This is a genomic window from Aeromonas sp. 25-248, from assembly GCF_053005425.1.
Map to the genome: position 1 here is coordinate 42,246 of NZ_JBRKTB010000020.1, position 25,000 is coordinate 67,245.

A 25,000-nucleotide genomic window follows, 5' to 3' on the forward strand; every position below is an offset into this window, starting at 1 on the left:
CGGCGGGAGCCTGTCGTCGTGAAGGAGAGGAGAGATCGGCAGCGCGCCCGGGGGCGCGCCAAACTACACGGCAAGGGGGTCAGTCGTGGAACTGGTTGATCAGGCGGGAGAGGTTTTGCAGCCGCTCCACCAGCAAGGTGATGCCATCGAGGGCTTGACGGCTGTTGTCCGCGGTGTGGCTCGCCAGTTGGTGGATCTGGTGGATCCCCTGATCTAGGGTGCTGGTGACATCCGCCTGCTGGCTCACCGCCTGGGCTATCTCGTCGCTGGTGTGGGTCACCCGGGCCAGCATCCGGTTGATCTGGTCGAGCACCTCGGCGGTGGCCCCCATGTGCTGCTGGCAGAGCACTGATGTCTGGGCCCCCTGCTCCATGCCATCGGACAGTTGCCGGGTGCTCTGTTGCAGCGCCCCTATCATGTCGCTTATCTCGCCGGTGGAGCTGCGGGTCTTCTGGGCCAGGGCCCGTATCTCGTCGGCCACCACCGCAAAGCCGCGCCCTTGTTCACCGGCCCGTGCCGCCTCGATGGCCGCATTGAGGGAGAGCAGGTTGGTCTGATCCGCAATCTGCCCGATCACCTCCAGAATGCCGTTGATCTTCTGGCTGTCCTGGGTCAGGCGCGCCAGCACGCCCTGGCTGGCGTCCAGCTCCTGATGAAGCCTGTCGACCGAATCCCGGGTGGTGGCCAGCGCCTGCTGACCACTGGCGGACACCTGCTGGACCTCGCCTACCAGCGCATTGGCCTGGTGGGCATTGTCAGCCACATCGCGGATGGACTGGCTCATCTGGGTGATGGCCGCCGCCAGTTGCTCGCTCTGGGCCCGCTGCTGTTGCAGGTGAGTGTCTATGGTCTGGATATGCCCCCTGTCATCCTCCGCCGCCTGCAGGATCTGCTGGTTGGTGTCCGCGCTGCGACCCACCACGGCGCGCAGCTCCGCCTTCTTCATGCGCAGCAGCAGTTCAAGGGCGGCCAGGCTGTCCTGACGCCTGGCATAGAGTACCTGGCAAAGGGCGCTGCCCTGCTCCTCGCCCGCCATGGCCAGCAGTCTGGCCAGCCGCCGTTGCAGATGCCAGCCATGCCCCATCTGGGCCAGCAAGCAGAGCAGGGTGATGACGCCCCACCCCGGCTGGCCGGTGACCAGACTGGCCCCCATGCCGAGCAGGGCGGTGCCAGAGAGCAGCAGACACAGCGGCCCCGGCTCCAGGGTCAGCCGGGTCAGCCAGGGCAGTGCCTTGCCGTCACGGATCCGGGCATAGAGCTGCTCTGCCCAGGCGATGTCGTGATCCTGGGGACGGGTGCGGACAGACTGGTATTCGATGATCTGCTGCTGATCGTTGAGAATCGGCGTGACGTAGGCGTTGACCCAGTAGAACTGACCACTCTTGGCGCGGTTCTTTACCAGCCCCATCCAGCTCTTTCCTTGTTGCAGGCGGCGCCACATGTCGGCGAACGCGGCCTTGGGCATGTCGGGGTGGCGGACCAGATTGTGGGGCTCCCCTTCCATTTCGGTCGCGCTGTAGCCCGCCACATCGCAAAAGTGCTGGTTGGCATAAGTGATGTGACTGGTGGGATCCGTGGTCGAGATCAGTGAGATGTGATCGGGGAAACGGATCTCCCCTTCGTGCCGGGTTGTGGTCATGTGCGCATCCTGAATGAGCCAAGTAACTGATAAAATTATTTTTTATTTTTGTGATTGTTACGGCGTCATTGTAGATGCGGACTGTTGCACCACCTTGGCTTGGGTCAATAAATCAACACGGGAAAGGCTGAAAAAAGTCGTAGATGGCGGGCTCAGCCGCGGGGAGTGAAGTCGTGGATCTCCCCCGTCCTCGGCTTGAAGCGGGGGTCATTGTCTTCTGCGCTGGCGACCCAGGCCATGGCCTGGCAGAAACTCTCCTGCTTGGCGAAGGCATCCCGGGCCTGATCGATGGCTCGTTCGGCATTGCGTCGCTCCATCTTGCTGGCCTTGCGGTCGCTGAACTGCTTCTGCTGGCTCAACATCCATTCGAGGAAGGCTTGGCGGCATTCGGTTTCATCGGCGGCCTTGGCGGGAAGGGCAACAAACAGGGCAATCAGGAGCAGAGCACGCATGGCAGGATCGGATCACGGGGTTGATGAATGAAAAGAGGCGGCATTTTATGCCGGGAACTTGAACAGGAACAGTGCCAGGAGGGGTCAGGTGTCCCGACCCCTCCCCGGACTCAGTGTTTGACGAGGTAGAGCTGACGGCTGTAGGCCACGTCTTCCGGGTTGTTGATGGGATACCCCTTGAGCCAGGGCTTGATGAGCCGGGCATTGGTGTACTGGTAGATGGGGGCGATGGGGGCCTCCTTCTGCAAGATGGCCTCGGCCTCATCAAACAGGCGGGCCCGCTCTGCGGGATCCTGACTGTTGGCCGCCTGCGCCAGCAGCTTGTCGTAAGCCGGGTTGGCGAACCGGGCCATGTTGCCGCTGTGGCCCGATCCCCAGAGCCCGAGGAAGGCGGAGGGGTCGTTGTAATCGGCGACCCAGGAGGAGCGGATCACCTCGAACTGGCCGCTTTGACGGCTGTCGAGATAGGTCTTCCACTCCTGATTGGTGAGCTCGACCCGGGCCCCCAGCTTCTGTTTCCACAGGTTGGCGATGGCCAGCGCCATCTTCTTGTGAATTTCTGCCGTGTTGTAGAGCAGGGTCAGCTTGAGAGGATTGCTTGGGCCGTAGCCCGCTTCTTTCAGCAGGGCTCTGGCACGCTCGTCCAGCGCCTGCTGACTGCTGGTGGAGAGCAGATTGGGCTTGGGGTCGAAGTCGGCGGTCACGTCCGGGGTGAAGTGGTAGGCCGGTTTCTCCCCGGTGCCCAGCACCTTGTCGGCAATCAGGCCCCTGTCGATGGTGTAGGAAAGCGCCTGGCGCACCCGCACATCATTGAGGGGCGGGCGCTGGGTGTTGAAGGCGTAGTAGTAGGTGCCGAGCTGTTCCGGGGTATAGACTTCCCCCGGGATCTGGGCCATCAGGCTCTGGTACTGCTCCTTGGGGAAGGATTCGGTGATGTGCAGATCCCCGGCCAGATAGCGGTGGGTGGCCGCGCTCTCCTGGTTGATGGGCACGAAGGTGACGCGGGTCAGCACCGTGTGGGCGCGATCCCAGTAGTAGGGATTGGGCGTCAGCTCCAGCTTCTCGTTCACCACCCGGTGACTCAACACGAAGGCGCCGTTGCCCACCAGCTTGCCGGGCTGGGTCCACTGGTTGCCATATTGTCCCATGCTGGCCCGGTGCAGGGGCGACAGGCTGGGATGGGTCAACAGGCTCAGGAAATAGGGCACCGGCTGGGAGAGGGTCACCTTCAGGGTATGGTCATCGACGGCCTCCACCCCGAGCGCATCGGGGGCCAGCTTGCCTGCCATTATGTCGTCCACCTTGTCGAAGCGGGCGAGCTGGGCGAACCAGGCGAAAGTGGCGGCTTCCCTGGGGTCAACCAGCTTGCGCCAGCCATAGACGAAGTCGGCGGCGCGCACGGGGTCGCCGTTGGACCAGCGGGCATCCGGCCTCAGGTGGAAGGTGAATGTCTGGTTCCCCTCGTTGTCCCAGCGGGATGCCACCCCAGGCAGCACCTTGCCGTCCGGCCCCTGGGTCAGCAGCCCCTCGTAAAGGTCTCTGAGGACCTGCAGCTCCGGCAGTCCCACCAGCTTGAGAGGGCTCAGGCTCGCCGGTTCATCCTTGAGATGACGGACGACGGCCTGTTCGGCGGCGAGTGGGGTACCGGGCGGCACATCGGCAGCCTGGACGCAGGCACAGCCCAGCAGGGCCAGCAGGGGGCTCCATCCTTTCATGGTGAATCCTTCAAAATGTGTGAAGCGGGGAGAAAACTCGGCGAGAATGCATCGCCGGCAGATGGGAAATCATGATATCCCCTTTGCTGGTCAGACCGCCAGCATGAGTCCCATTGATATCCGATGCGGCTGTCAACGAAGGGGCGCCGTGAGCGCCAGGAAAAGGAGAGAATGATGAGAGCATGGATCTTGTTGGCCTGCGTGCTGAGCCAGGGCGCCTGGGCGTTGTCCCCGTGCGAGAAGAGCAGCCCGGTGGGAAGCTGGTGCGAGGTGAACATAGAGGCGCTGCACCCCACCCAGGGCGGCGTGGGGCAGTTGCAGGTGGATACCACTGCCCGGGAGCTGGCGGACAAGAGCGAGAAGCAGCTCGACAAGCTGATGAAAAAGAAAGAGATCCCCATCGTCATCGCGCCGGATGGGGGTTACTGGCTGGTGGACAGGCACCACCTGACCAAGGCGCTGTGGCAGCAGGGGGTGAAGCAGGTCAGGGTCAAGGTGATTGCACGGTTGCAGGACAGGGCCAACTTCTGGAGCCAGATGCAGAACAACCACTGGGCCTGGCTCAAGGATGAACGGGGTCAACCCCTGACTCCCGAGCAGTTGCCCGGTCATATCGGTGAATTGCCGGATTACCCCTACCGCACCCTGGCGGGGCTGCTGCAGGATGCGGGCTACTTCAGCAAGAAGGATCAGGTCTACTTCGTCGAGTTTGCCTGGGCCAGCTGGCTCGGCCAGCAGATGGCCTGGCAGCCGATCGATGAGGTCAACCTCGCGGATCGCCTCGCCGAAGCCAAACGGCTGGCGTGCAGCAGCAAGGCGGCGGATCTGCCTGGTTACCCCGGCAAGCAGTGTCGCGTCAATCAGCCCAGAACGGCGGGTTGAGGGATCCTGCACAAAGGGTCTGGTTGATATTTGTTCTCGATTGGCCATGATACAGACTCCACTCGTGTAGGCAAAGGAGAGGAACATGGAACATCAGAACTGGCAACGTTACATGCTGGAGGCGGAGAACGCCCTTGGCATGGGGGCTTTGGGCACGGCGATCTGCCTCTATCAGCAGGCCCTGGGGGAAGTGTATGAGCTGGCCTCCGGGGATCTGGACGAACTGGCCAGCATGCGGGTCGCCACCTGTCACCGCATGGCCGACTTCTGGCGTGCCATGGAAGAGCCCGCCTATGAACTGCGCTACCTCAAGCTCGCCTCCGAGCTGGTCACCGCCCTGGTGCCCCAGTGCCCCAACCGGGAGTGCGAATCTCTCATCAGTGAGCTGGGCTGCTGCCGCGCCGCCCTGCTCTCCTTCTTGAAGCGCCACCCCAATCCAGAGATCGCCCGGCTTATCCAGGTGCAGGACAGGGTGCAGGGCTGCGAGCTGATAGGTCGGTTCCGTCTCAACTGAGTTCAGCGCCGTTTTTGCAGCTTGCTGGCGATGCGGCTTTGCGCCTCTTCCCCTTGGAGGGCCTGGGCGAAGGCGCGCGCTTCCAGGTCGATGACGAAATGCACCGCCTGTTTGAGCTCCTGCTTGAGCAGCGCCTTGCTCTTTTGGAGCGCCATCGGCGGCTTGGCCGCCAGTTTCAGTCCCTGCTCCCGAGCGAAGGGGAGCAGGTCCGCCGGGGCCAGCACCCGGTTGGCGAGCCCGAGACGCAGCGCCTCTTCCCCATCGATGGCCTCTGCCAGCAGCAACAGCTCCGCCGCCTTGAGGTGACCGACGGCGCGTGGCAGCAGCAGGCTGGCGGCAAACTCCGGCACCAGCCCCAGCTCGACGAAAGGCAGTTGCAACCGGGCGTTGTCACCCAGATAGACCAGGTCGCAGTGCAGCAGCAGGGTGGTGCCGATGCCGACTGCCGGGCCGCCCACGGCGGCGATCACCGGTTTGGGGAAGTCGGCCAGGGTGTGCAGAAATTGCAGGATGGGATCGTCCGGCTCAAGGGCGTGCTTGCCAACAAAGTCGGCCAGATCGTTGCCGGCGGTGAAGCACTCCGCCTGGCCCTGCAACAGCAGCACATGGACCTCTTCGTCCCGGGCGGCCTGGCGCAGTGCATCGGTCAGCGCCAGATACGTCTCCGTGTTGAGGGCATTGCGCTTTTCCGGTCGATTGAAGGTCAGGGTGAGCAAGCCGTCCTGCTGTTCGGCCAGAATTGTGAGGGCCATGTCTGAATCCTTGTTGTCGGGGGCTGTCAAAAGCTTGCCACAGGGGTAAGCTTTGTCTCGTTTAACAACATCATAAAAGGATTTCAACCATGTTTAAACGTGCGTTTTATTCCACCATGGCACTGCTTCTGGCCGCCCCGGCCCTGGCCAAGGTCGACGCGGTCGATGGTTATGTGCGCCTGCTTCCCCCTGGCTCGCCGAACACGGCGGCGTTCATGGTGCTCAGGAACGATGGGGACAAACCGGTGAAACTGGTGGCGGGAGCGTCTCCTGAGGCGGGCCGTGTCGAGCTGCACACCCATTTGCACGAGAACGGCGTCATGAAGATGCGCCAGGTGGAGAGCATCGAGATCCCGGCCAAGGGGGAGGCCGTGCTCAAGCCCGGCAACCTGCACATCATGTTGTTCGACATCCATACCCTGGCCCAGGGCACGCCCTTCCCGCTGACCCTGACCCTGGACGATGGTCAGACGCTGTCACTGAGCCTGCCCGTGAAGCCGGTCGAACCCATGAAAGGGATGAAGCACTGACATTTATGGACGCTTGTTCAGCTTTTTACTCTAGGTATTCCTTGCCCAGCGGGTAAAATGATGGCCTTTCCAGTCCAAAATGGAGCGAAGTGATGAAGAAGACCCTGATTGCCGGCACTGTGATGGCTCTGCTCAGCCATGGGGCCATGGCCGCCAATGACTGGCGTTTTGCGGCGGGTGCCGATCTGTGGAATGCCCAGGGAAGTGGCCAGGTCAGCAGCGTGGGTGCCGATGGCAGCTACGACGAGAACTACAACTGGAGCGGCTACTTGCAACTGGAGCACGGCATCCTGCTGCTGCCCAACGCCAAGTTCGAAATGTCCGACTTCAGCAGCAGCGGCGGCAGCTTCAACAACGATCTGCTGGCTTACGACCTGAGCCTCTACTATCGCCTGTTCAACAACGACCTGTTCCAGATCGACCTGGGTCTGACCGGTCGTCGCTACGACGGTGATTTCAACACCCAGCACTACTCCTATGACAAGGATGTGCTGATGGCCTACACCGGGGGTGAAGTACGCATCCCGGGGACCGGCTTCGCCGCGTTTGGCGATATGCGGGTGCAGGATGCCGACAACTACGACTACCGTCTGGGCGGCTCCTACAAGTTCTCTTCTGTGCCGCTCAAGATCCGCGCTGGCTGGCGTGAGGCCGAGATGGACTTCGATCGCGTCGATCAGACCATCGACGGCTGGTTTATCGGTGGTGAATTCACCTTCTGATCTCCCTGAGGAGTACACATGGGCCACATCATAGTGACTGGCGCCGGATCCGGACTGGGCCGCGCCCTGACCATAGGGCTGGTTGAACGCGGCCATCAGGTTTCCATGATGGGTCGCCGTTACCAGAAACTGCAGGAGCAGGAAGAGCTGCTCGGCAAGGCGGTGATCGGCATTGCCGCCGATCTCGCACACCACGAAGAGGTGGATGTCGCCTTTGCCGCTGCGGTGGAGTGGGGCGGCCTGCCCGACATGGTGATCCACTGTGCCGGTGTCGGCGAGTTCGGCCCGGTGGGTGTCTACACCGCCGAGCAGATCCGCCGGGTGGTGGAGAGCAATCTCATCTCCACCATACTGGTGGCCCAGCAGACGGTACGCCTCATCGGCGACAAGGGCGGGGTGCTGGCGAATGTGCTCTCCTCTGCCGCCCAGACCGGCAAGGCAAACGAGAGCCTCTATTGCGCCTCCAAATGGGGCATGCGCGGCTTTCTCGAATCCTTGCGGGCCGAGCTGAAGAGTGCTCCCCTGCGACTGGTGAACCTCTATCCGAGCGGGATCCGCAGCGAGTTCTGGGAGAATTCGGATCATGTGGACCCGAGCGGCTTCATGACGCCGGAAGACGCGGCAGCCTACATGCTGGATGCGCTGGCCGCGAGAAGCAGCTGCCATGTGACCGATCTCTTTATCGGTCGCAATAGTTGAGATAGTGGGCTCCGGCCCTTGCCGCCCAGAAGAGCAGAAACAAAAGGCGCGCCATTTGGCGCGCTTTTTGATTGATGTGCAGTGCTAAATTATCTGCTTGCCTGCCTCTCTTTACGCCGGGCCATCATGGATGTGAAGGCGGGTAAATTCAGTGCCGACATGGCATGGATGATTGATGATGCATGTCGGCACATATTATTTCCGAGTCGCATATTCCCGCAGGAAGGATGGAATCACCTGTTTTGGCTTCTTGCCAAGGGTCAGCAGCAATTCAAAGTCCGGGTCGATAATGCCATGTCGACACGCCAGCTCTTCCAACAAGGCAAGCCAGAGGTGGGCCGTCACCTCGGCATCCGCCAGGGCACGGTGAAATACCCCGTCATTGGGCAGGCTCCGGTATTGCACCAGGGTACCCAGCTTGTGATCCGGGGCATCGGGAAACAGGCGCCTCGATAGCAGCAGGGAACAGGCGAACTGGCCGCGGTATTGCGCCGGCAATCGCTCTATTTCCGCATCCAGAAAGCGCTTGTCGAAGGAGGCGTTGTGGGCGACCAGATTGTCATCACCGATAAAGTCGACGAAATCCGCCATCACCTCGTTACAGGGGGGAGCCTGTTTCAGCATGGCATTGCTGATCCCGGTATATTGCTCGATGAAGCTGCTCACGTTGAAGCCCGGATTCATCAATGCCGAGAAACGCTCACTGATATGGCCATCCTTGATTCTGACGGCACCGATCTCGATGGCTCTATCCCCTTGTCCGGGTGAAAGCCCTGTGGTCTCGAAGTCGAGCACGACAACGGTATTGGCTGAGGCGATGGACATAACTTCTCGGGCAAGCTGGGTAAAGAGCGCCAGTCTAGGAAATCAGCCGTGCCGTGTACAGGGCAATGCAGTTATCTCATTGGTTCACGCTGGAGACGCATTTTTGTGCATCATGGCTGAGAGCCATATAAAAAGCCCCGAGTGCCGTGGCACTCGGGGCTTTCCTATGAAAAGCGAGAGGCGGTGTCGGCGTTATCAGCGACCCAGCTTGGCCTTGAGCATGGCAACGATCTCGCCGATGGCCACTTCCTGCTTCTCGCCGGAGCGGCGGCACTTGTACTCCACCACGCCGTTGTCGAGACCACGGTCACCGATGACGATGGCGTGGGGCACACCGATCAGCTCCATGTCGGCGAACATCACACCCGGGCGCTCTTTACGGTCGTCGAACAGCACGTCCACCCCGGCGGCTTTGAGCTCGGCGTAGAACTGCTGTGCCTGCAGGGCGACGCGCTCGGATTTGTGCATGTTCATCGGCACGATGGCCACTTCGAACGGGGCGATGGCATCCGGCCAGATGATGCCGTACTGGTCGTTGTTCTGCTCGATGGCGGCAGCCACCAGACGGGAAACCCCGATACCGTAGCAACCCATCTCCATGGTGACGGACTTGCCGCCTTCGTTCAGCACGCTCGCCTTCATCGCTTCGGAGTACTTGGTGCCCAACTGGAAGATGTGGCCCACTTCGATACCGCGCTTGAGCAGCAGCTTGCCCTGGCCGCACGGGCTCGGATCACCTTCCACCACGTTGCGCAGGTCGGCCACTTCGTAAGAGGCGATGTCGCGATCCCAGTTGGCACCGGTCAGGTGGAAACCGGTCTCGTTGGCGCCGCAAACAAAATCGCTCAGATGGGCGGCGCTGCGATCGACGATGATGCGACCGGCAAAGCCGACCGGGCCGATGGAGCCTGCGTCGCAACCGGCGGCCGCTTTGATCTGCTCGTCATTGGCGAAGGTCAGCGGGTTAGCCACGCCAGAAAGCTTCTCGGCCTTGATTTCGTTCAGCTCGTGGTCGCCACGCAGTACCAGGGCGATGACGGCCTGTTTGCCGTGCTCATCTTCCTCGGCCAGTACCAGCAGGGTCTTGGCGATGGCGGTCGGCGCCACGTTCAGGAAAGCGGCCACTTCGTCGATGGTGTGGACGGCCGGGGTGGCCACCTTGGTCAGGGCTTTGGTTGCGGCAGCGCGCTCGCCAGCCGGTGCCAGGGCTTCGGCCATCTCGATGTTGGCGGCGTAATCGGATGTATCGGAGAAGGCGATCAAGTCTTCACCGCTCTCGGCCAGCACCTGGAATTCGTGGGAGCCGGTGCCCCCGATGGAGCCGGTATCGGCCTGCACCGGGCGGAAGTTCAGACCCATGCGAGTGAAGGCGGTGCAGTAGGCCGCATGCATCTTCTCATAGGTATCGACCAGGGAGGCCTTGTCGATGTGGAAGGAGTAGGCATCCTTCATCAGGAATTCGCGGCCACGCATCACGCCGAAACGGGGGCGCACTTCATCGCGGAACTTGGTCTGGATCTGATACAGATTCAGCGGCAGTTGCTTGTAGCTGTTCACTTCGTAACGGACCAGCGCGGTGATCACCTCTTCGTGGGTCGGCCCCAGCACGAAGGGGCGGTTGTGACGGTCGGTGAGGCGGCACAGCTCGGGGCCGTAGTCATCCCAGCGGCCGGACTCCTGCCACAGCTCGGCGGGCTGTACCACCGGCATGGATACTTCGACGGCACCCGCATTGTTCATCTCTTCGCGGACGATGTTTTCAATCTTCTTCAGGACCCGCAAGCCGGTCGGCAGCCAGGCGTACATGCCGGAAGCGAGTTTGCGGATCATCCCGGCGCGCAGCATCAGCTGGTGGCTGACAACTTCAGCGTCGGAGGGGGTTTCCTTGAGAGTGGAAAGCAGATATTGGCTGGTACGCATCGCGGTAGACCTTCGCTAGTTCGGGCGGCTTGGCCCTGGAAAATTTCAAGTGCGGAATTTTAACAGGCGAAGCCCCCCGGCCCAAGGGCTAAATTCAGCGGCGCTGGGGTAGGGCGGGGGCCTTGCCCCGTCCGCACTAGACCCGAAATTGCGACAGCAACTGCTGTTGCTGCTGGCTGGCCTGATGGAGGGAGGAGGCCAGTTGCAGGCACTCCTGGGCTTCCTGTTCGCCCGTCTGGGCCTGCAGGCTGATATCCGAAACCTTGCCCGTGGTGTGTCCCAGGGTGTGGGAGAGCTGGCTGGTCGCCTCTGCCACCTGTTGCACCATGTCGGCGAGCTGATCGATGGCCTCTTCTACCTTGAACAGGATCTGCTTGGTGTTGTCGGAGTCCGCCATACCCGATTCCACGGTTTTCAGGTTGCGTTGCATCATCAGATAGGCCTGCTCTGTCTGCTGCTGGATGCTGTTGATCACGTCCGTTATCTCGGCGCTGGAGGTGGCGGTGCGATTGGCCAGGGTGCGCACCTCGTCGGCCACCACGGCAAAACCGCGCCCCATCTCGCCCGCCCGGGCGGCTTCGATGGCGGCATTGAGTGCCAGCAGGTTGGTCTGCTCCGAGATATTGCTGATGGTGGAGATGATCTGGCCAATCTGCCCTGCCTGCTCCTTGAGGGCATTGATGGCGGTGGCACATTCACCCACCTCCATGACCACCCGCTGCATGCCGGCGGTGGCGGAGGAGACATACTGGCTGCTTTGCGTGGTGAGCTGGCGTACCTCGTTGGCGTTGTGTGCCGCCAGGTTGCAGTTGTCCGAGATGGTGGTGGCCACCTGCACCATCTGCTCGCTGTCGTGGTGCAGCGCCTGGGCATGTGCAGCGGTCTGGCGGCTGCTCTGGCTGATGGCCTGGACCCGGTTGACCGAGGTGTGCACGTGCTGGCTGATGTGCTGGTTGTTGTCCATGGTGGCGCTGATCATCATCTGCAGCTTCTCGATGAAGCGATCCACGCTGCCGGCCAGGGAGCCAATCTCGTCGTCGCGTGAGAGGTTGATGCGGGCATTGAGATCTCCTTCCCCGGCGGCGATGTCCTGCATGCGCTTGTCGACCTGGAGTAGCGGGCGAACAATGGTGCGCACCAGCCAGAAGCCGCAACAGGTGACGATCAGCAGGCTGAGCAGCAAGCCCCCCAGGATGAGTCCCCTGGTGTAGTCGATGATGGCGTTGAGCTGGTGAACCTGATCCTCGACGGTGGCGTCCCCCTGGGTCTCGACCTCGACCAGCGCCAGCCTGAGCTGGTCGGCACTGTGTTCGTAACGGGCCAGCTGGTTCTGATAAGCGCTCAAGGCTGTGGTCCATTCACGGATCAGGCGGGCATTGTCGGCTTGCAGGGCGCGATACTGGGTGGAGAGCATTTGGCCTGCAAACTCCCCGTCACCGGGCACATCGAACTGGCCGGTTGCCAGCATGCCGTCAACCGCGTCCTGATAGAAGCGGGTGGCTTGTGCCAGCTCGGCCTGGATGGCAGGAGTAGGGCCTTCGCTCTGCATCTTCTCCAGCGCATAGAGCTGGCGCAGGAATCCGATGTTGGCCTCCATGCCGCCATCGGCCGCCTGCCAGCGGGTCGCGAGGCCGCCGTGCCAGCTGATGGCCTGATCCGGTGAGCGGGTGAGGCTCTCGACGGCCTCGTCACCGATCACCTCCAGCCTGGTCGAGAGGCGTGACATGCGTTCAGAACTGGCGCGCAGCGCCTCATCGGTGCTTGTGAAGGTGCGATAGAGGGTCAGCAGCTGTGCCTGCTCTTGCTGATAGGTCTGCTCATGCTGCTTCAGTGTGGTAATGGCCGCCCCATCGATGAGCCCGCCTTGCTCCACCCGGCGCAAGGCGTCGCTGGCCGCTTCTTTTGCCCGTTGCAGTTCCGGTGCGTCGAGGGGGATCCCCGAGAGCATTTTCTGGATATAGAGCGACTGGTTGCCGAGTTCGATGGAGCCCTCCATGGCACCATCTGCCGTCTGCCAGGCGGCACCCAGGACGTAGGAGAGCAGATCAGCCAGCCGCTGGCTGCCATACCAGCCGATCGCCCCCATGCCCAGGGTGCAGCCGAGTAGAATGGTGAGTCCGAGGTTGGATGTGGTGACGATTTTCATGAATCAAGCCTTCCCTGGTGCCGAACAAGACCATTTCAGTGTTCAATCAATGACGAAGATGTGCCATCCCCGATGGAAAATAAAGTGACAGACTGTGTTCTGAACGAGGGAAATGGCCGGGTATGAAGAGCTGGTCATCCCATGATCTGCATGGACCTATGCTGGATACTTATCCAGTTATTCTTTATGCTATGACCCAATTTGCGAGAGTCTGCGTGGCGAGGAAAAGAACATGATCGGTCGCTTGAGAGGCGTCATCATCGAGAAGCAACCCCCCGAGGTGTTGCTGGAAGTCGGAGGGGTGGGATATGAGGTTCATATGCCCATGAGCTGCTTCTATGATCTGCCCGAACTCGGGAAGGAGGCCGTCATTCACACCCACTTCGTGGTGCGTGAAGATGCCCAGCTGCTCTACGGCTTCAACCACAAGCAGGAGCGGGCGCTGTTTCGCGAGCTGATCAAGACCAACGGGGTCGGCCCCAAGCTGGCCCTGGCCATTCTCTCCGGCATGACGGCCACCCAGTTTGTGATGAGCGTCGAGCGCGAGGAGATAAGCTCACTGGTCAAGTTGCCCGGCGTGGGCAAGAAGACCGCCGAGCGCCTGGTGGTGGAGATGAAAGACCGCCTCAAGGGCTGGGTCAGCCACGATCTCTTCTCCCCGGCCGAAATCACCCTGCCCGCGAAAGAGAGCCCGCTGCGAGCCCCGGATGCGAGCGAGGAGGCGGCCAGTGCACTGGTGGCCCTCGGCTACAAGCCGCAGCAGGCCAGCCAGATCGTCAGCAAGGTGGCCGCCGACGGCATGTCGGTAGAGGAGATCATTCGTGAATCCCTGCGCAGCCTGGTGTGAGGTAGACAATGATTGAAGCGGATCGCCTCATCTCGGCCGGTGCCGCCCGTGAGGACGAGATCATCGATCGGGCCATCCGGCCCAGAAAGCTGGCCGATTACACCGGACAGGATCACGTCTGCGATCAGATGGAGATCTTCATCGAGGCCGCCCGCCAGCGCGGGGAGGCCCTCGATCATCTGCTGATCTTCGGGCCTCCCGGCCTTGGCAAGACCACGCTGGCCAACATCGTCGCCAATGAGATGGGGGTCAACATCAAGACCACCTCCGGCCCCGTGCTGGAGAAGGCCGGCGATCTGGCGGCACTGCTCACCAACCTGGAACCGAACGACGTGTTGTTCATCGACGAGATCCACCGTCTCAGCCCGGTGGTGGAGGAGGTGCTCTACCCGGCCATGGAGGATTATCAGCTCGACATCATGATAGGGGAGGGGCCAGCGGCCCGCTCCATCAAGCTCGATCTCCCTCCCTTCACCCTGATCGGTGCCACCACCCGGGCCGGCTCCCTCACCAGCCCCCTGCGGGATCGGTTTGGCATCGTGCAGCGCCTCGAGTTTTACAACGTCAAGGACCTGACCGACATCGTCTCTCGCAGCGCCCGCTGCCTCGGGCTCGACATGACGGAAGACGGCGCTCTCGAGGTAGCCCGTCGCTCCCGGGGGACACCGCGGATTGCTAACCGTTTGTTAAGGCGGGTACGAGATTTTGCCCAGGTGAAGTCTGACGGGCGAATTGACGGACCCATTGCGGCCCGTGCCATGGACATGCTGGACGTGGACAACGAAGGTTTCGACTTCATGGATCGCAAGCTATTGTTGGCCGTCATCGACAAGTTTATGGGGGGGCCCGTCGGGCTCGACAACCTGGCCGCCGCCATCGGTGAGGAGAAGGACACCATAGAAGACGTGCTGGAACCTTATCTGATCCAGCAAGGCTATCTGCAACGTACACCCAGAGGGCGGATCGCAACTCAGAGAGCCTACGCACACTTTGGCCTGGAACGACCGGCAGATCAGTAGACGTTGCGCTATGAACCAAAAAGCCGCCCTTGAGGCGGCTTTTTGTTTTGCGGGCAAAAAAAAGCCCACGGCACAGGCGGTGGGCAAAGACAATTCAGGATGGATGTTCACAGACAGTGAGCGCGTCTGCAGACCGGTCGGGAAAAAACAGAGGAGCCGTCGCGAGGCTTCAGAGTCGGTTCATTTGATAGAGTTGAACGAAAGAAAGCTTGTAGTAACGGATGGTCTTGGCAACAAACTTTTTCATCATTAATCCCAACAAACAGGTTCGAAATGTTCATCGAATACGTACCGGGAACCCGGAATGACCGGCCTGTATTCAGAGGTATGCCCTCACTGCGAGGCGCATTGTAGGAGCTCTTTCCGGGTGGGGCAAACAAGAAAATCTATGGGCTTTTGATTAGATAAACTAATGAATTTGGTGGGGGTGTCAATCCGCATAAACATGTGTTTTTACTGGGTTTAAATTGATTTTTGGATGAGCCTGGCCATTTATTGAAATAATCGAGATGCGAGGGCTTTATTTCCGGGGTTGCGTATTTGTTTAACAGAATTGAAACTATTTTGATGTGTCATAAAATTGATTTAAATCAATTATTTACGACTTGGTGTTTTTTGTGATGAAGCTCCCATAATTAATGGGAAAAGCCCTATAAGTTGCCTTGAAAAAACATGTATTGAGGGTGGTTTTACATTGATTTCAATCAAATAAAGGTGATATAAAACAGCGATCATTATAGGCGGGAATAGAACCCTGGTTATTGTTTATTAGATGTTAAACATTAGCTTTTTTTGTTCCTGTATATTGCCTTGTTGTTAATGTGGTGGCAGTCGAATCCGGTCAGTCCGCGAGGGGTGACCGACCGTTCGGGGACTTCCAATGGAAGCTTTGTCCTTAAAACTTAAAATAGCCGTGCCAATAATCGGTGAGGAAACATCATGATTGCTGAGCATGTGGTAGACCTATCGCGGTTCCAATTTGCTGCGACGGCCCTTTATCACTTCCTGTTTGTACCCTTGACGCTGGGGATGGCCTTCATCCTGGCGATCATGGAGTCTGTCTATGTGATGACCAACAACACAGTGTACCGGGACATGACCAAGTTCTGGGGCAAGTTGTTCGGTATCAACTTTGCCCTCGGGGTTACCACCGGGCTCACCATGGAGTTTCAGTTCGGTACCAACTGGGCTTACTACTCCCACTATGTCGGCGACATCTTCGGGGCCCCGCTGGCCATCGAAGGCTTGATGGCCTTCTTCCTGGAGTCCACCTTCGTCGGTATGTTCTTCTTCGGTTGGGATCGTCTCAGCAAGCGCCAGCACCTGGCGGCTACCTGGCTGATGGCGCTCGGGACCAACCTTTCCGCACTGTGGATCCTGGTCGCCAACGGCTGGATGCAGAACCCGGTGGGTGCCGAGTTCAACTTCGAATCCATGCGCATGGAGATGGTGAGCTTCGCCGACCTGGTGTTCAACCCGGTTGCCCAGGTCAAGTTCGTACACACCGTGGCGGCAGGCTATACCACGGGCGCCATGTTCGTGCTCGGGATCTCCTCCTATTACCTGCTGAAGAATCGTGATGTGGCATTCGCTCGTCGCTCCTTCGCCATCGCGGCCGCGTTCGGCATGGCCTCCATCCTCTCCGTGCTGGTGCTGGGTGACGAGTCCGGCTACGAGACCGGGGAAGTACAGAAGGTGAAACTGGCGGCCATCGAGGCCGAGTGGAACACGGAGCCGGCTCCGGCATCCTTCACCCTGTTCGGGATCCCGAACCAGGAAGAGATGCGCACCGACTACGCCATCAAGATCCCCTATGCCCTCGGCATCATCGCCACCCGTTCCCTGGACGGTCAGGTGACTGGTCTCAAGGATCTCAAGAGCGAGCATGAGCTGCGGGTGCGCAACGGCATGACCGCCTACGACCTGCTGACCAAGCTGCAATCCGGTGACAAGTCCGACGATACCCGCGCCCGCTTCGACGAAGTGAAGCAGGATCTGGGCTACGGTCTGCTGCTCAAGCGTTACACCCCCAACGTGACCGACGCCACCGACGAGCAGATCAAGGCTGCCGTGGATGACTCCATCCCGCAGGTACTGCCGCTGTTCTTCGCCTTCCGCATCATGGTCGCCTGCGGCATCCTGATGCTGGTGCTGATCGGTCTGGCCTTCTATGACAGCACCCGCCACAAGATCGGCGAGCGCAAGTGGCTGCTCAAGGCGCTGCTGTACGGCATTCCGCTGCCCTGGATCGCCATCGAGGCTGGCTGGTTTGTCGCTGAATATGGCCGTCAACCCTGGACCATCGCCGAGATGCTGCCGACTTATGTCTCTGCATCCAACATTCCTGCGTCCGAGATCTGGTTCTCTCTGATCGGGATCTTCCTGTTCTACACCGTACTGCTGATCATCGAGATGTACCTGATGTTCAAGTATGCGCGCCTGGGCCCAAGCAGCCTGAAGACGGGCAAGTACCACTTCGAACAGAGCAAGGCATAAGGAGAGTGACCCATGTTTGATTACGAACTGTTGCGTCTGGTCTGGTGGGTGCTGGTCGGCGTGCTGCTGATCGGGTTTGCCATCACCGACGGTTTCGATATGGGGGTGGGCGCCCTGCTCCCCTTCGTCGGCAAGAAGGATGTGGAGCGTCGCGTGATGCTCAACACCATGGGGCCGCATTGGGAAGGCAACCAGGTCTGGCTGGTGACCGCCGGTGGTGCCCTGTTCGCCGCCTGGCCCATGGTCTATGCGGCGGCCTTCTCCGGCTTCTACATCGCCATGATCCTGACCCTGATGGCGCTGTTCTTCCGTCCGGTCGGCTTCAAGTACCGCTCCCTGCAGGAAGATGCCAAGTGGCGCTCCAACTGGGACTGGGCTCTGTTTGCCGGTAGCGCCATTCCCCCTGTTATCTTCGGGGTGGCGTTCGGCAACCTGCTGCAGGGTGTACCGTTCAGCTTCAACCAGTTCCTGATGATGACCTATCACGGCAACTTCTTCGGTCTGCTCAATCCGTTCGGTCTGCTGGCCGGTCTGGTGAGCCTCTTCATGATCATCACCCAGGGTGCGACCTGGCTGATGATGAAGACCGAAGGTGAAGTGCTGGCGCGCTCTCGCACCGCCGCCATGATCTTCTCCCTGCTGACCCTGGTGCTGTTCGCCCTGGCCGGTGTCTGGGTGAGCGGCATGGATGGTTATGTGATTGTGGGTTCCGTCGCCACCGACGCCGTCACCAACCCCCTTCACAAGGAAGTGGTGGTGCAGGCCGGTGCCTGGATGCAGAACTACAACCTCTATCCCTGGATGATTGCCGCACCCGTTCTGGGTCTGGTGATGTGTCTGCTGACCGCCGTGGCGGCCAAGCTGGACAAGGGTTGGGTGGCGTTCCTGTTCTCCTCCCTGGCCATCGCCGGCATCATCCTGACCGCGGGCTTCTCCATGTTCCCGTTCGTGATGCCCTCGAGCCTCGAGCCGTCCCAGAGCCTGACCATGTGGGATTCCACCGCCTCCTTCAACACCCTCAAGGTGATGACGGTAGTCGCAGTCGTCTTCGTGCCGACCGTGCTGGCTTACACCATCTGGACCTACATCAAGATGTTCGGCCGGGTGAGTAACAAGCACATCGAAGACAACCAACAATCGCTCTACTAAGAAGGTGCCCTGATATGTGGTATTTCACCTGGATCCTGGGGCTGCTGCTGGCCTGTGCGTTTGGGATTATCAATGCGCTCTGGCTGGAGCACACCGAGAACCTGGATCGTCAGATTGATGAAGACAAGTGACAGGCTCGCCCGGCTGGCCGCTCCTCTGGAGCGCCAGCCATGGCAAGGTCTGATGCTGCTGGCGGCGGCCCTGCTGGCTGTCGCCATCTTGCAGGCGCCCAACCTGGTCGCGGCCAATACCAGTGAGCACGGCCTCTGGCTTGCGCCCTGGCTGATGTGGGCGGTCTGTTGCGGTGTCATGCATGGACTGGGGTTTCACCCGCGCAGCCTGGTGGGTCGCGTGCTGTTCTTCCCCTGGCTCGCCCTGCCCAGCCTGCTCTGCGGGCTCTGGCTGACCAGCAGCTACTACCTGCCATAAATGATGAAGGAGGTCGGCATCAGCCCACCTCCTTCTTCTTTTTTGAGGGGCGTGCCGTCGCCTAGTCAGAGCGACAGAACCTCGCTCGTCACGCCGCTCGCAGCCACTTCTCTTGTCCGCTTTTCTTGCGATGTTGACAGCTCTGTGGTCTTCGGGCTGTCGGCGCTGCTGCACGCCATAAAAAACAGGGGGAGAGGGGATTTCCCTGTCTCCCCCTGCTTCTTTCCTATTCAGCCCTGCGCTATGATAGCCCCCCATCTGACTGTCGAATGGATCACAGATTTTTATGGGGGAAGTCTCTGAGTTTCCGGTGCGTGTCTACTACGAAGACACGGATGCCGGAGGCATCGTCTACAACGCCAATTATCTCAAGTTTATGGAACGGGCCCGCACCGAATTCCTGCGCGCAGGCGGCATCGAACAGGATGTCCTGCTGCAGGCAGGGATCGCGTTTGTGGTGAGTCGCACCGAAATCGACTTCCGCGCGGCGGCCCGCTTCAATGAACTGCTGACCGTAATGACGCAAGTAACTGAAGTGAAACGCGCTTCCATGCGTTTTTCACAGCAGATCCTGGCGGCTGATGGACGGCTGATCACTCAGGCCATGGTACAGATCGCCTGTGTCAGTCATCCGCAAATGAAACCTGTTGCAATACCTGAAAAAATCAAGGGAGTGCTGTTAAGTGCACGCTGAAATTTCGTTTATTGGCCTGTTCTGGCAAGCCAGTCTGTTGGTGAAACTGGTCATGATGACCCTGATGGGCATGTCGGTCGTCTCCTGGGCGCTGATCATCCAGCGCTCCAAGGCCATCAAGGCGGCCAACCTCGCCTCGGAGCAGTTTGAAGACAGATTCTGGTCCGGGGTCGACCTCAATCGTCTCTACCAGGAGTCCTCCTCCCGTCGTGACGACATCGAAGGCATGGAAGACATCTTCTACTCCGGCTTCAAGGAGTATGCCCGCCTGCTCAAGGCCGGTGCCCGCGGTCAGGATGCGGTGATGGACGGTACCTATCGTGCCATGCGCGTCTCCCTGTCCCGTGCAGTGGACGATCTCGAGTCCAACCTGCCGGTCTTGGCGACCATCGGCTCCATCAGCCCCTATATCGGTCTGTTCGGTACCGTCTGGGGGATCATGAACGCCTTTATCGCTCTGGGTCAGGTTCAGCAGGCGACCCTGCAGATGGTGGCACCGGGTATCGCGGAGGCTCTGATCGCCACCGCCATGGGTCTGTTTGCCGCCATCCCGGCCGTTATCTTCTACAACCGCTTCACCAACAAGGTCGAACGGCTGGAAAACGCCTACGCCAACTTCATGGACGAGTTCACCACCATTCTGAACCGCCAAATCGCACAGCAGGGTGAGAAGTAATGCAAACCTATCAGCGGCTCAAACGCAAGAAGGTCGCCGAGATCAACGTGGTGCCCTATATCGACGTCATGCTGGTGCTGCTCATCATCTTCATGGCGGTCACGCCCGTGATCACGCAGGGGGTCAAGGTCGACCTGCCCCAGGCGGAGTCCGAGCAGTTGCCGGAAGACTCCAAGCCGCCCTTCATCGTCAGCGTCAATACCGAGGGTGAGTACGTCATCAAGGCTGGCGAGGCGGATGACGAGCCCGTACCGAGCGGCACCCCCGAGGCGATGCAGCAGTACATCACCGAGAAGGCTATGGGCTATCTGGCCATCAACCAGAACGCGCCCGTGGTGGTCGCCGGTGACAAGTCCGTACGCTACGAGGAGGTGATCCTGCTGATGGTGGCCCTCAAGAAAGCCGGTGTGCCTCAGGTTGGTCTGATGACGGATCCGGTGAACTGACGGAGATGGATGTGAAGCGTGGTATTTCCGGTTATCTCGTCGCGTCGCTGCTGCTGCATCTGATCATCGGCATCATCCTGCTGGTCGGTGTCGACTTCAGCAAACCCAAGCGCCCCGAGTCCAAGGGACAGATCGTCAATGCGGTCATGATGGACAGCGAAATGCTGGAGCAGCAGATGCAGCAGGTCCAGCAGCAGAAGCAGGCCCAGCCCAAGGCTGCACAGCAGCAGAAGGACAAGGAAGACGCTGAGCGCGTCAAACGCGAGCTGGCACAGGAGCAGGAGCGTCTGCGTATCGCCGAGACCAAGCGCAAGCAGGCCGAAGAGGCAACCCGCAAGGCCGAAGCCGACAAGCAGAAGAAAGAGGCTGAACAGAAGCAGGCGGAAGAGAAGGCCCAGAAAGCCGAGGAAGCCCGCAAGCTGGAAGAGCAGAAGACCAAGAAGGCCGAAGCCGAACGCAAGGCGGCGGAAGAGGCCAAGGCGCTGGCGCTCAAGAAGAAAAAAGAAGAGCTGGAGAAGAAGCAGGCTGAAGAGAAGGCCAAGGCGGAAGAGGCCAAAGCCAAGAAAGCGGAAGCCGAGAAGAAGGCCAAGGCCGAAGCCGAGAAAAAGGCGAAGGCGGAAGCCGAGAAGAAAGCCAAGGCCGAGGCCGAGAAGAAGGCGAAGGAAGAGGCTGACAAGAAGGCAAAAGCTGACGCAGAGAAGAAGGCGAAGGCCGAGGCTGACAGAAAGGCCAAGATTGAGGCGGAGCGCAAGCGCAAGGCGGCCGAAGAGGCCAAGTTGCAAAAAGAGATGGAAGCCATGATGGAGCAGCAGCTGGCCGCCGAGGCCAATGCGCGCAGTCAGGCAGCATCGGCAGCCGCCAAGGGCGAGGTCGACAAGTATGCCGCCCTCATCAAGGCCACGGTCGAGCGCTACATGATTTTGGATCCCACCATGCGGGGCAAAACATGTACTATCGGTGTCAAGTTGGCCAGTAGCGGCTTCGTCATCTCGGTGGACAACGGTCAAGGTGATCCGGCGGTCTGCCGCTCCGGCAAGGCGGCGGTGCTGAAGGCCAACCAGTTGCCGGTGCCGAAGGATCCGGCGGCATTCGAGATGTTGAAGGAGTTTAACCTCAAGTTAGAACCGAGCATCTAAGCGTGATAGAACGGGGTCAATGACCGTGGTTGGCAGCATCTGCTGATAAAGGGATTTCACCTCTCATTTTTTTGGAACAGAGTATTTAAGCCATGATAAGAAAAGTGTTTTTTGCTTTGGTTGGCTGCCTTCTGCTAGGCCAGAGCGCTCAGGCGGCCTTGGACATCGTCATCACCGGCGGTATCGACAGTGCGCGCCCCATCGCCATCGCCCCCTTCAAGTGGGAGGGCAATGGCCAATTGCCGCAGGATATCGCGGAAGTGGTCTCCAACGACCTGATGCGCAGCGGCAAGTTCAAGCCGCTGGCCCGTGGCCAGATGCCGCAGACGCCGAGCACCAGCGGCGAGATCAACTTCGCGCCCTGGGCTTCCCAGGGGGTCGAAGCCGTGGTGGTCGGCTCCATCGCCGCCGTGGGTGATGGCACCTACAAGATCAACTTCGAGCTGGTCGACGTCCTGAAAGGCCAACTGGCCAAGACCCAGGGCGGTGAAGCGAACGGTTACATCCTGGACAGCCGCATGGCGACCATCCCGGGTGCCCAGATGCGCCAGTTTGCCCACCGCATCTCCGACATCGTCTACGAGCGTCTGACCGGTGAGCGTGGTGCCTTCCTGACTCGTCTGGCCTATGTCTCCGTGCAGCAGGGCACCCAGTTCCCGTATCAGCTGCGGATCTCCGACTACGACGGCTACAACGAGAAGACTCTGCTGCGCTCCCGTGAACCCCTGATGTCCCCGGCCTGGTCGCCGGATGGCAGCAAGCTGGCTTACGTGAGCTTCGAGAACCAGAAGTCCGAGATCTATGTGCAGGACATCTACACCCAGCAGCGCAGTCTGATCACCAGCTTCCGTGGCATCAACGGTGCGCCGGAGTGGTCTCCGGATGGTCGTCGTTTGGCTATTGTTCTGTCCAAAGATGGGCAGCCTGACATCTATGTCGTTGATGTTGCTAGCAAGCAACTCACTCGAGTCACAAATAACCGCACCATCGACACCGAACCCTCCTGGATGCCGGACGGTCAAACTTTGCTGTTCACCTCTGAACGTGGTGGCAAACCCCAGATTTATAGCGTAAATTTGGCGACTGGCATGACTCGCCGGATGACCTGGGAAGGGGATTCCAACCAGGGGGCATCCATCACACCGGACGGCAAGTCCATGGTGATGGTGACCCGGGTTCAGGGACAATATCGCATCGCTCGCCAGGATATGGAAAATGGAGCCATGCTGGTACTGACCCAGAGTGCTCTGGATGAATCGCCAAGTGTGGCTCCCAATGGCAGCATGATCATTTATGCCACCATCTATCAGGGTCGTAAGAGTCTTGCATTGGTGTCGACCGACGGTCGCTTCAAGGCAGTGCTTCCGACCAGTAGCGGTGAAATTCGTGCACCAGCTTGGTCGCCCTTCTTGAATTGATAAAAATCGATTGTTTTTTGTTTTGTTATAAAGGTTTAAGGAAATAGCATGCAACTCAATAAACTGCTCAAGGGTCTGGCCATCGCACTGCCACTGTTCACCCTGGCTGCCTGTAGCTCCTCTTCCGACTCCGACGCCGCTGGCGCCGAGTCCGGCATGACCGACGGCATGGGCGGTGTACAAACCGGCGGCGCCAACGGCATGTTGTCCCCGGAAGAGCAGATGCGTCAGAAGTTCGAAGCGCTGCAACGCGACAACGTGATCTACTTCCCGTACGATGGTTACGACATTCAGGGTCAGTACGCCGACCTGCTGGATGCCCACGCCAGCTACCTGCGTGAACGTCCGAGCGTCAAGGTACTGATCGAAGGCCACGCCGACGAGCGCGGTACGCCGGAATACAACATCGCGCTGGGTGAGCGTCGTGCCAAGGCTGTTGCCAAGTATCTGCAAACCCTGGGTGTGCAGGCCGAGCAGCTCTCCATCGTCAGCTATGGCGAAGAGAAGCCGCTGGATCTGTCCCACACCGAGGAAGCCTTTGCCAAGAACCGCCGTGCGGTCCTGGTTTACTAAGGTTTGAGTCGAACGAAGTTCGTTTATATGCAAGCGGCCATTTCGATGGCCGTTTTATTTGCACTAAACGTCAAGGTTTGATCCGAATGAAATCTGTATCAGCGAGCGACTATGCGCTGACCGTTTTATTTGCACTAAACGCTAAGGTTTGATCCGAATGAAATCTGTGTACAAGCAAGCTGGTGTTGCGCTGGCCGTGTTGGTTGCTTTGAATGCGCAAGCGGCGGCACCGGTGAGCGATCTGAGCGGGGATTCTGGCAGCAGCGGCGTGGTGCTGAGCGGCAACAATGGTGCCATCGTACCGACCGGCAGCCTGGAAGACCGGGTTGCTCTGCTGGAGCGTACCCTCAATGCCCGTCTGCGTCTGCAGGCCGAATTGCAGCAACAGGTCGACTCCCTGCAAGGGGAGGTCTCCGAGCTGCGTGGTCAGCTGGAACAGCAGACTTACCAGATGGAGCAGTCCCAGGAGCGCCAGCGCCAACTCTACCAAGAGCTCGACAAGGTGGCCAACAGCCAGCCAGCCGCCACGCCCGCAACACCTGCTGCAGGTGCTGCAACGCCTCCTGCCGCGGCTGCCAACTACTCCACCAACCAGGATGAGAACCAGGCTTACGACGCGGCCGTGAACATGGTGCTCAAGGAGAAGAACTATGACAAGGCCATTCCTGCCTTCGAAGGGTTCATCAAGCAGTTCCCGAACTCCAGCTATGTTCCCAATGCCCACTACTGGCTCGGCCAGCTGATGTTCAACAAGGGCGACAGGGCGGGGGCCGCGAGCCAGTTCTCCACGGTGGCGAACAAATACAGCAAGTCACCCAAGCGGGCTGATGCCCTGCTGAAACTCGGCATGCTCGCCCAGCTTGACGGCAAAAAAGCAGAGGCCAAGGCCTTCTATGAGCAGGTGATCAAGGGTTACCCCAACACCTCGCCGGCCCAGCTGGCCAAACAGAGTCTGGCCAAGCTGTGACATTGCTGCATGTCACTGTTTTCGTAACACTCTTGTAAATACCGCCGTGCTTTGTATGCGCAGTGAACAATCAGATTTAATTTAAGATTTTTCTATTGCGCCAGGATGATAAATCCGTAATATAGGCCGCCGTCAGAGCCGGAGCAGTAATGCAGTCGGCACTGGTCGTGGTGAGGGTCGTTAGCTCAGTCGGTAGAGCAGTTGACTTTTAATCAATTGGTCGCTGGTTCGAATCCAGCACGACCCACCATTTCTTCACAGCAGGTGAAGACAATATTCCCAGGTCGTTTAGCTCAGCTGGGAGAGCACCTCCCTTACAAGGAGGGGGTCACTGGTTCGAGCCCAGTAACGACC

At 59.7% G+C, this 25,000-nt stretch carries 26 protein-coding genes and 2 tRNA genes; 21 read left to right on the plus strand and 7 right to left on the minus strand.

Features of this window, described 5'->3' with window-relative positions; genetic code table 11:
• Window positions 1-79: 79 nt before the first annotated feature.
• The 3 genes from ACVDHI_RS19460 to ACVDHI_RS19470 all read right to left on the minus strand — a co-directional run bounded on the left by ACVDHI_RS19460 (window position 80) and on the right by ACVDHI_RS19470 (window position 3,806).
• A complete protein-coding gene (locus ACVDHI_RS19460; protein ID WP_323908060.1) occupies window positions 80-1,639 on the minus strand; it encodes a methyl-accepting chemotaxis protein in 1,560 nt (519 codons plus the stop codon).
• Between the two features lie 152 nt (window positions 1,640-1,791).
• Entirely contained in the window at window positions 1,792-2,091 is a 300-nt protein-coding gene (locus tag ACVDHI_RS19465) for a hypothetical protein (RefSeq protein WP_010672856.1), read from the minus strand.
• Between the two features lie 110 nt (window positions 2,092-2,201).
• Complete coding sequence (locus tag ACVDHI_RS19470; protein ID WP_447212427.1) at window positions 2,202-3,806, minus strand: peptide ABC transporter substrate-binding protein; 1,605 nt, start codon at window positions 3,804-3,806, stop codon at window positions 2,202-2,204.
• Between the two features lie 174 nt (window positions 3,807-3,980).
• On the opposite strand from ACVDHI_RS19470, the gene ACVDHI_RS19475 reads away from it, so the two are divergent.
• Complete coding sequence (locus ACVDHI_RS19475; protein ID WP_042014597.1) at window positions 3,981-4,688, plus strand: ParB-like protein; 708 nt, start codon at window positions 3,981-3,983, stop codon at window positions 4,686-4,688.
• An 85-nt stretch (window positions 4,689-4,773) separates the two neighbouring features.
• On the plus strand, window positions 4,774-5,202 hold the full coding sequence (locus tag ACVDHI_RS19480; RefSeq protein ID WP_010672859.1) for a DUF2753 family protein: 429 nt from the start codon (window positions 4,774-4,776) through the stop codon (window positions 5,200-5,202).
• 2 nt (window positions 5,203-5,204) lie between these two features.
• On the opposite strand, the gene ACVDHI_RS19485 is transcribed toward ACVDHI_RS19480, so the two are convergent.
• A complete protein-coding gene (locus tag ACVDHI_RS19485) occupies window positions 5,205-5,954 on the minus strand; it encodes an enoyl-CoA hydratase-related protein (RefSeq protein ID WP_041211009.1) in 750 nt (249 codons plus the stop codon).
• An 89-nt stretch (window positions 5,955-6,043) separates the two neighbouring features.
• Here ACVDHI_RS19485 and ACVDHI_RS19490 point away from each other — a divergent pair, with 89 nt between their 5' ends.
• From ACVDHI_RS19490 to ACVDHI_RS19500, 3 genes are all read left to right on the plus strand, one after another.
• A complete protein-coding gene (locus ACVDHI_RS19490; RefSeq protein WP_447212428.1) occupies window positions 6,044-6,484 on the plus strand; it encodes a copper chaperone PCu(A)C in 441 nt (146 codons plus the stop codon).
• A gap of 92 nt (window positions 6,485-6,576) precedes the next feature.
• Window positions 6,577-7,206 carry a TIGR04219 family outer membrane beta-barrel protein gene (locus ACVDHI_RS19495; RefSeq protein WP_010672862.1) on the plus strand — a complete coding sequence of 210 codons (630 nt, stop codon included), beginning with the start codon at window positions 6,577-6,579 and terminating at the stop codon, window positions 7,204-7,206.
• Between the two features lie 18 nt (window positions 7,207-7,224).
• On the plus strand, window positions 7,225-7,905 hold the full coding sequence (locus ACVDHI_RS19500) for an SDR family oxidoreductase (protein WP_010672863.1): 681 nt from the start codon (window positions 7,225-7,227) through the stop codon (window positions 7,903-7,905).
• Between the two features lie 195 nt (window positions 7,906-8,100).
• Here the strand turns inward: ACVDHI_RS19500 and ACVDHI_RS19505 are convergent, their stop codons facing one another.
• The 3 genes from ACVDHI_RS19505 to ACVDHI_RS19515 all read right to left on the minus strand — a co-directional run bounded on the left by ACVDHI_RS19505 (window position 8,101) and on the right by ACVDHI_RS19515 (window position 12,796).
• A complete protein-coding gene (locus ACVDHI_RS19505; protein WP_039039479.1) occupies window positions 8,101-8,730 on the minus strand; it encodes a 3'-5' exonuclease in 630 nt (209 codons plus the stop codon).
• A 195-nt stretch (window positions 8,731-8,925) separates the two neighbouring features.
• Complete coding sequence (locus ACVDHI_RS19510; RefSeq protein WP_447212429.1) at window positions 8,926-10,650, minus strand: proline--tRNA ligase; 1,725 nt, start codon at window positions 10,648-10,650, stop codon at window positions 8,926-8,928.
• 136 nt (window positions 10,651-10,786) lie between these two features.
• The gene (locus tag ACVDHI_RS19515; RefSeq protein ID WP_447212430.1) at window positions 10,787-12,796 is read right to left on the minus strand and encodes a methyl-accepting chemotaxis protein; all 2,010 of its coding nucleotides are present in this window, start codon (window positions 12,794-12,796) and stop codon (window positions 10,787-10,789) included.
• 232 nt (window positions 12,797-13,028) lie between these two features.
• On the opposite strand from ACVDHI_RS19515, the gene ruvA reads away from it, so the two are divergent.
• From ruvA to ACVDHI_RS19595, 16 genes are all read left to right on the plus strand, one after another.
• A complete protein-coding gene (ruvA, locus tag ACVDHI_RS19520) occupies window positions 13,029-13,643 on the plus strand; it encodes a Holliday junction branch migration protein RuvA (protein ID WP_010672867.1) in 615 nt (204 codons plus the stop codon).
• Window positions 13,644-13,651: 8 nt separating this feature from the next.
• A complete protein-coding gene (ruvB, locus tag ACVDHI_RS19525) occupies window positions 13,652-14,662 on the plus strand; it encodes a Holliday junction branch migration DNA helicase RuvB (protein WP_041211014.1) in 1,011 nt (336 codons plus the stop codon).
• Window positions 14,663-14,672: 10 nt separating this feature from the next.
• Entirely contained in the window at window positions 14,673-14,915 is a 243-nt protein-coding gene (locus ACVDHI_RS19530; RefSeq protein WP_029313687.1) for a hypothetical protein, read from the plus strand.
• A 686-nt stretch (window positions 14,916-15,601) separates the two neighbouring features.
• Entirely contained in the window at window positions 15,602-17,158 is a 1,557-nt protein-coding gene (locus tag ACVDHI_RS19535; protein WP_010672869.1) for a cytochrome ubiquinol oxidase subunit I, read from the plus strand.
• Window positions 17,159-17,170: 12 nt separating this feature from the next.
• Window positions 17,171-18,307 carry a cytochrome d ubiquinol oxidase subunit II gene (gene cydB, locus ACVDHI_RS19540; RefSeq protein ID WP_010672870.1) on the plus strand — a complete coding sequence of 379 codons (1,137 nt, stop codon included), beginning with the start codon at window positions 17,171-17,173 and terminating at the stop codon, window positions 18,305-18,307.
• 14 nt (window positions 18,308-18,321) lie between these two features.
• On the plus strand, window positions 18,322-18,438 hold the full coding sequence (gene cydX, locus ACVDHI_RS19545; RefSeq protein WP_005331536.1) for a cytochrome bd-I oxidase subunit CydX: 117 nt from the start codon (window positions 18,322-18,324) through the stop codon (window positions 18,436-18,438).
• Window positions 18,425-18,736, plus strand: coding sequence for a cyd operon YbgE family protein (locus ACVDHI_RS19550; RefSeq protein ID WP_039039483.1), 312 nt, complete (start codon window positions 18,425-18,427; stop codon window positions 18,734-18,736). The genes cydX and ACVDHI_RS19550 overlap by 14 nt, the downstream gene beginning before the upstream one ends.
• A gap of 286 nt (window positions 18,737-19,022) precedes the next feature.
• Window positions 19,023-19,430 (plus strand): tol-pal system-associated acyl-CoA thioesterase, encoded by a 408-nt coding sequence (gene ybgC / locus ACVDHI_RS19555; protein ID WP_010672872.1) that lies wholly within the window; start codon window positions 19,023-19,025, stop codon window positions 19,428-19,430.
• Window positions 19,420-20,106 carry a protein TolQ gene (gene tolQ, locus ACVDHI_RS19560; protein WP_010672873.1) on the plus strand — a complete coding sequence of 229 codons (687 nt, stop codon included), beginning with the start codon at window positions 19,420-19,422 and terminating at the stop codon, window positions 20,104-20,106. Before ybgC ends, tolQ begins: the two co-directional genes overlap by 11 nt.
• Window positions 20,106-20,552, plus strand: coding sequence for a protein TolR (gene tolR, locus ACVDHI_RS19565; protein ID WP_010672874.1), 447 nt, complete (start codon window positions 20,106-20,108; stop codon window positions 20,550-20,552). Before tolQ ends, tolR begins: the two co-directional genes overlap by 1 nt.
• 5 nt (window positions 20,553-20,557) lie before the next feature.
• Window positions 20,558-21,688: a cell envelope integrity protein TolA gene (gene tolA, locus ACVDHI_RS19570; RefSeq protein WP_042014603.1), complete on the plus strand. Its 1,131-nt coding sequence runs from the start codon at window positions 20,558-20,560 to the stop codon at window positions 21,686-21,688.
• Between the two features lie 92 nt (window positions 21,689-21,780).
• Window positions 21,781-23,106 (plus strand): Tol-Pal system beta propeller repeat protein TolB, encoded by a 1,326-nt coding sequence (tolB, locus tag ACVDHI_RS19575; RefSeq protein ID WP_010672876.1) that lies wholly within the window; start codon window positions 21,781-21,783, stop codon window positions 23,104-23,106.
• Between the two features lie 48 nt (window positions 23,107-23,154).
• Window positions 23,155-23,679 carry a peptidoglycan-associated lipoprotein Pal gene (gene pal / locus ACVDHI_RS19580; protein ID WP_010672877.1) on the plus strand — a complete coding sequence of 175 codons (525 nt, stop codon included), beginning with the start codon at window positions 23,155-23,157 and terminating at the stop codon, window positions 23,677-23,679.
• Window positions 23,680-23,836: 157 nt separating this feature from the next.
• On the plus strand, window positions 23,837-24,646 hold the full coding sequence (gene ybgF, locus ACVDHI_RS19585) for a tol-pal system protein YbgF (RefSeq protein WP_010672878.1): 810 nt from the start codon (window positions 23,837-23,839) through the stop codon (window positions 24,644-24,646).
• 174 nt (window positions 24,647-24,820) lie between these two features.
• Window positions 24,821-24,896: transfer RNA gene (locus ACVDHI_RS19590), tRNA-Lys, on the plus strand.
• Between the two features lie 32 nt (window positions 24,897-24,928).
• Window positions 24,929-25,000, plus strand: a tRNA-Val gene (locus ACVDHI_RS19595).